We start from the raw sequence: 7,175 nt of genomic DNA, 5'->3' as shown, positions 1-7,175 counted from the left end.
GATCAAAATGCCATTTTCCGCCCCCTTGCCGATGCCGACAGTTACCGATGTGGGCGTTGCTAGACCCAAGGCGCAGGGACAAGCGATAATTAATACGCTGACCATTGTGACGATCGATAGCGTGAAATTGCCGATCGCCAGAAACCACACTACAAAAGTTGTAATCGCGATCGCTAGAATTACGGGCACGAACCAGCTTGTGATGTTATCGGCTAGTTTTTGGATTGGTGCTTTAGAATTTTGGGCTTGTTGAACTAGTTTGACGATCTGCGCTAGGGCGGTATCTTTACCGATTTTGGTCGCCCGAAACTGAAAGCTCCCCATTTTATTGAGAGTTGCGCCGACAACTTCATCGCCGACTTGTTTAGTTACGGGAAAACTTTCACCTGTGAGCATTGATTCATCCACGGTTGAATATCCCGATACGACTTCACCATCGACAGGGATTTTTTCACCAGGACGTACTATTACAATATCGGCAAGTGCTACTTCGGCGATCGGAATGTCAAGTTCTCTACCTTCTCGCACCACTCGCGCAGTTTTCGCCTGCAATCCCATCAGTGCCTGAATTGCCGATGAGGTAGCTCCTTTGGCACGATTTTCCAACCATCTTCCCAGCAGCGTCAAAGTGATAATCATCGCAGTCGCTTCATAATAGACTTCTGCGGATAACCCTTGGGTTGTAAAGTAATTAGGGTTTAGAGTTACCCAAAGTGAATAGAAAAAAGCGATACTCGTACCGAGCGCAATCAGGGTATTCATATCAGCGGTACGGTGACGAAATGCCTTCCATGCCGATATTTGAAATTCTCTACCCACCCAAAACTGCACGGGTGATGCGAGAGCTAGCTGTACCCAGGGATTTTCGAGTTGAGCGAGGAAGGATGGCAGGGTGAGATTGAAATGGCTCAGACTGCCGATGACGAGCAGGATACTGAGTATGGCACCGACTAAAACTCTACGCTGAAGATTTCGCTCCTCTCGTTGTTGTTGCACATTTCCGGCATCATCTTCAATGCTCAGATCTGCTGGGATAATTTGTGCCTCATACCCAACATCAACAACTGCTTTAGTGATGATATTGATATTAGTCTGTTTGGGATCGTAGCGCACGGTTGCTCGATCGCTACTAAAATTGACGTTACCTTCTACTACCCCTGGCACATTCAGAATTGCCTGCTCGATATTATTTGCACACGAGGCGCAACTCATCCCTTTGAGCTTGAGATTTAAATCTTCCATATACTTTTGATGTGAAGAATGTTGATGAGCGGCTAAATCTCGCAGATCGAGCGGATCTTGCTACGCTACTTGGTAGCCAGCCGCTGTATGCGTTCTAAATGTACTTATTCTTATTATCAACTCTCTAGTCAGCTAGAGAGTCAAGAGGGTGAGTAAATTCTAGGAGGAATCGGCAATCGATTCCTCTTCCAAAATATCCTTTATTCATCTATCGAAATTAAACCGACCATCAGCTCGATCGCTACCGATCGTTGCAGTAATTTTGACTTGATATTGACCAGTGACTTTCTCTTTTAATACTGCTGCATAATGTTTACCACTGGTATCATAACTAAGTGGAATAGTCTTCAGTTTACCATCTGGTAATTGGACATCAGCAGTGACCTTCGCATTGGTAATAGCTTCATAAATATCACCTCTTTGCAGATATAAATCTAAGTGAGTATCATTAATACCCTTCTCTGGAATGAACTCTAAGTGATATTTACCCGACTCTACTACTTGCCCACCCTTATTACTCTTACCACCCTTGCTACTTTCAGCTTGAGCCGTAGTCGTTGCTGCTGGAGTTGCAGTTTCCGCTGTAGGTGTAGCAGTATTTGGGTTAGTCGAATCGCTGGTTGTTGACTCTTTGCTACAGGCTACCAGTAATAATAGTCCAGCACTAGCTAAGAGGATAATTCCTGGCGTTAATAATTTCATGTCCGCACTCCTAATTGAATATATTTGTCGAAATTAAATAGACTTTCGCCATAAAATTGCATGTCTCATTTGCGATTCTCTTTCAGAGAGGCTATGCCAACGATCCGCTTGAGAGAAATAGACTTCACCGATCGAGTCGGTCTGTCTATTATAAATAGCCAAGATGAAATCCAGATGAAATGAAGAAATCCAGCTATTATTTAATCGATTGTGGTTGTCAAATTTTCTTTCCCGATCGACATTTGAGCTTGCTATAGTTTACATATGCGTAGAAAATTGTTCTGCTGTGGGTTCTTCCACTTTTTTCGGAAATAAATGCTTGCCAAACTTGGCATATAGAGCGGGCAATACCAATAATGTAATCGCCGTAGAAGTAAACAAACCACCAAAGACCACGATCGATAACGGCTGTAATAATTCCTGTCCCGATCCACCTTGAAATACCATCGGTGCTAAACCTAATCCCGAAGTTAACGCCGTCATCAAGATCGCATTTAATCGCTCCATCGAACCTTTGACAATGATTTCCTGCATGGGCATTCCTTCAGCGTATTTAGTATTATAGTTATCTACTAGCAGTAATCCGTTCCGAGTTGCCACCCCAAATAAGGATACAAATCCTACTAGAGATGCGATCGAAATCACGCCACCTGTCAGAGCCACCGCAATGACCCCACCTACCAAAGCAATTGGTAAATTAATCATAATCATTAGCGTTGAGGGGATCGATTTAACAGAAAGATACATCAAGACAGTAATTGCTACAAACGCGATCCCGCTGAAAACTAAAATGTTTTTACTGGCACGTTCTTCAGCTTCAAATTGACCTGCATATTGAATAAAATATCCCGTTGATAACTGGACATTGCTTTTAACTTTAGTTTCGATCTCCGTAGCAACCGAGCGGATATCGCGACCTTTAGCATTAGCTGAAACGACGATTAGGCGCGAGACATTCTCTCGATTGATGGTATTCGGCCCTTTTCCTTGTTCGATCTTGGCGATACTAGCTAACGGGATTTTTTGATTGTTGGGAGTATCGATTAAGAGATTGCGAATGGTTTCTAGACTCTGCCGCGCTTCTGGTTTTAACCAGACAACTAAATCGAAAGATTGTTGATTTTCCAGCACTTTAGAAACGACCTTGCCATTGAGGGCAGTTTCGATCGTCTCAGACAAATCTCCCACCGTGTGCCCGTAACGACTGGCAGCATCGCGATCGAATTTAATTTGAATCTGCGGTACTGGTAACTGGGGTTCGAGTTGTAAATCGACAACACCATCAACTGTTGCCATTTGTTGTTCTACTTGTTGCCCAATTTTCCGTAACTCGGCTAAGTCAGAACCAAAAATTTTCACCGCGATCGAACTTCGTACCCCCGATAAAACTTCATCCATTCGATGTTGTAGAAACCCGCCGATATTTGCGGCTGCACCTGGTATTTTCTCGAATGCTTGGCGCATTACTTTGAGCGATTCTTGCCGATTTTGCATCCCTAGTTTACTGATTTCGACATCAACGTGAGCCAGATTCACACCTGCGGCATCAGAGTCGCCAGCAGCGCGTCCAGCGCGAGTTTGAATGAATGTAAACCGTCGATCGTTTTTCAGTGACTCCTCGACCACATGACCCGCTTTGGTGCTAATTTCGAGGGAAACAGTTGGGTAGGATAATAATGTGTTTACCATCGTTTGCTCCTGAAACTCTGGTAAAAATGCTCTGCCAAATGAAGGAATAACTATCATTGACGCAACTGTCAAAGCCGTAGCACTTCCCATTATTAAGAGCGGATTTTTCATCGAAAAATTCAAACACGCGCCATAAATCGCCTTGCAAAATCTCGCCAGCCACGGTTCTCGCTGCGATACCTTAGTGGCAGGCAATAAAATCGCACATAAAGCTGGAGAAACGAGCAAAGATTCTAAACTAGAAACAACAACTACTGCTAAATAAGCAATCCCCATCGGCGTAAAAATCTTCCCTTCAACCCCTGGTAAGGTAAAGATCGGTGAGAAGACAATAATTCCAATAATTGTTGCGCCGATGAGTGAATCGCGCACTTCTTCAGAACCTTCAAAGATGATTTCTAGCGGAGTGAGTGGATCGCCATCTGCTTTATTTTCGCGCAGACGACGATAGGTATTTTCACCATAGACGATCGCATCATCGATCGCGGTTCCAATTGCTACTGCCAAGCCGCCTAATGTCATGGTATTCAAACCAACTCCCAACCACGACAGTACCAACATCCCAAATAGCAATGTCAAGAAAAAGTCTAATAAACATACCGTCAGAATTCGCCAATTCAACAGAAAGGGAAGCAGAATAATCGCGGCAATAATACTACCTTGAATCAACGAAGACCGGACATTATCGACGGAAGATTCAATATAACTATCTTGACGAAAAGTGGTCGTAACATTAATGTCTTTGGGCAAGCTAACTTTAATTTCGGCAATCGCTTTTTCCACCGCACGGCTGACAGTCGGCGTATCATAGCTGGGCTGCTTATTCACCATTACGATAATTGCTGGCTTACCGTTAAAACTGCCATCGCCCCGTTTTAATGCCGCACCAATTTGGACATCAGCCACATCTTGCAGTCTAACAGGGGTGCCATTACGGGATACAATTGTCGATTTTTGGAGATCTTCGATCGATTCGATTCTGCCAACCCCCCGAATCAATCTCTCGGTATCGGGAGTAATAAAAAAACCACCTGCGGCATTAACATTTGCTTTTTTAGTCGCTTGGGCAACTTGGTCTAAAGTGATATTAAAAGCAGCTAATTTGACCGGATCGACTAATACTTGAAACTGTCGCTCGTCGCCACCAAACACCAAAACTTGACTGACTCCTGGCACGGCTAAGAGGCGATTTGTCACTTGCCAATCGACAATCCGCCGCGCTGTCATCAGGGAATTTGGACTAGCACTATCGGCGACGGTAACAGCATACTGCACCACCAAACCGACGGGCGAGGTAGTGGGAGACATTTGGGGCGGTTCGACTCCTGGCGGTAGCTTACTGACGGCTTGTTGCAGTCGCTCGGTAATCAGTTGACGCGCCTGATAAATGTCAGTTGACCAACCAAAGACCGTCCGCACTACTGAAATTCCCGCCGCACTCGACGAACGCACGGCGGTGACTCCAGGCGTACCATTAATCGCACTCTCGATCGGTAATGTTACTAGCGATTCTACTTCCTCTGGCGCGAGTCCGGGTGCTTCGGTTTGGATTTCTACCTGCGGCGGCGCAAAGGCTGGCAACACGTCCAGCGGCATCTGAGGAATGACATAAACTGTCCATAAGGAGACGATAACAGCGGCGATTACGACCAGCCAACGACGGTTAATTACCCACTGAACGATATTTCCGAGCATTTTTAGTGTTAGATATGAGGATAAGTATCAGCGAATTGAGCATAATCATCATTAATTGGCAATCGATATCGATACCGTGCTAGCGAGTCAGCGATCGTCCCGCGAAGTAGCACCGATTTGTGGATATCGATCGGAGTTTGGATAATTATGCTGTTTGGGATCTGCCTCAATTGCGGGTATTTCCTTAACGGGTAGATAATTCAGTTCGTCCTCTGGCTCGATAAAATCAGTTGAACTATTGGCGTTCCGTTCGCTTCTTTTCTTTAACCACCAAGCACTACCGCCGAGAATGCCCGCAACAGGTACTAATCCCCAGATGAGATAAGTTGGTATTTGGTTTTGACTGACAGCGTTGTCAGGTTTAGTTCCTGTTGTTGCCTTATCCTCAGTCGCTGGCTTCTTTTTCAGAGATTGAGCGTAGAGTTGGGGGGCACGTTGACTTACCACTAAATCCCCAGCAAATAGTCCCGTCTTGACTTCGACTAAATTGCCAACAGTTTGTCCGAGGGTGACGGTTGTGGGCTGATAACCGTCGCCACTTTTGACATATACTAATTTCTCTTGGTCTGCTTCTACTACCGCACTAGCCGGAATTACCACTGCTGGAGTAGTAATTTGACCTGTCGCCAGCTTGATTTCGGCGAACGTTCCGGCTTTTAGTAGCCCCTGGCTATTATCTAAAGTTGCTTGCACGGGTACTACACGGCTCTGAGAGTCTACTGCCGTTCCAATTCGGGAAATCTGACCAGAAAATACTCGTTCACGAAGTGTGGGCTTTGCCCAATCGGTTGCTCCAGGCACTTTCACAGTAACCTGCTGCCCAATTTTCAATCGTCCTAAATCGCGCTCGTAGATATTCGCCGTTGCCAACACCTGCCGATCGTCGGTAATCGTCATTAACTTGACTCCAGGATCGGCGACAGACTGCCCGATCGTAATTTCTCGATCGGCGATCGTGCCATCGATTGGGGCGGTAATGGTCACTATCCCTTGAGCATTCGCTCGATTTCCCAGTTGTGCCAGCAGCCCGCGATAACTAGCGTCGCTGAGTCTGAGCTGAGTTTGGGCGGCGGTTACGGCTGAGTTCGCTCTTTGAAGTTGAGCGTTTGCTTCGACTACCGATCTTTGGTTCGTCGCTTTTGCCAGTTGCCCCTGGGCTTCGGCTACCTGCTTTTCAGCATCCCGCAATTCTCGCAGGGGCAATTCGGTTTCAGCTTTGCGGAGTTCGGTTTCGGCTTGGGCTACTCCTGGCTGACTTTGCGCTTTAACTAATAATGTTCGCGCCTCGGCTAGTTTAGCCTGAGATTCCAACATCTGACGACGTGCTAGTGCGCCACTCTTGACTAGTTCTACATCTTTTTGGTAACGTTCCTGGGCTAACTCTAGTTCGGTTCGAGCGGAACTGATTTCCGCAGTGGCGATTTGTTGTTGACGTTGGTAGCTAGTTTTCGCCGCTCGGACGATGGAGCCACTTTTTACTAGTTGTTGTTCTCGCGCTAATCTAGATTGAGCGGCGGTTAATTGGCTCCGCGCCTGATTAGTTTCAGCAGTGGCGATTTCGACGATTTTTTGGTAGCTCTGTTGAGCGAGGTTGCGATCGGTTTGAGCTTGTTGGAGACTGGCGAGGGCTATCGATCGTTTTTCGAGGGAACTCGTTCGCAAGTCGTTGAGTTCGGGGCTAGAGAGGGTTGCGAGGATTTGTCCTACTTTAACTCTCGCTCCAGGTTGTACCAAAAGCTGGACGAGTTTGCCCTTAATCGGGGCGGTAACTTCTACTTTTTTGCTAGGTAATAATTCGATTTGCCCAGTCGCCGAAATTTCGACATTCAAGCTTTGTTTTTTGGCAG

The 7,175-nt window shown here is 46.1% G+C and carries 4 protein-coding genes; all 4 read right to left on the bottom strand.

Annotated elements, in window-relative coordinates; genetic code table 11:
- A partial coding sequence (locus RMO52_RS07915) for a heavy metal translocating P-type ATPase (RefSeq protein WP_310412663.1) occupies positions 1 to 1,242 on the bottom strand: 1,242 nt, incomplete at its 3' end.
- 204 nt (positions 1,243 to 1,446) lie between these two features.
- A complete protein-coding gene (locus RMO52_RS07910) occupies positions 1,447 to 1,944 on the bottom strand; it encodes a hypothetical protein (protein WP_309744325.1) in 498 nt (165 codons plus the stop codon).
- A 258-nt stretch (positions 1,945 to 2,202) separates the two neighbouring features.
- The gene (locus tag RMO52_RS07905; protein ID WP_310412660.1) at positions 2,203 to 5,328 is read right to left on the bottom strand and encodes an efflux RND transporter permease subunit; all 3,126 of its coding nucleotides are present in this window, start codon (positions 5,326 to 5,328) and stop codon (positions 2,203 to 2,205) included.
- Positions 5,329 to 5,415: 87 nt separating this feature from the next.
- Positions 5,416 to 7,175 (bottom strand): efflux RND transporter periplasmic adaptor subunit (locus tag RMO52_RS07900; protein ID WP_310412658.1); only part of this gene is annotated, 1,760 nt, incomplete at its 5' end.

It is taken from the genome of Chamaesiphon sp. OTE_8_metabat_110 (assembly GCF_031382685.1).
Classification (GTDB): Bacteria; Cyanobacteriota; Cyanobacteriia; order Cyanobacteriales; family Chamaesiphonaceae; genus Chamaesiphon.
This window is presented reverse-complemented; position numbering and strand designations above follow the sequence as displayed.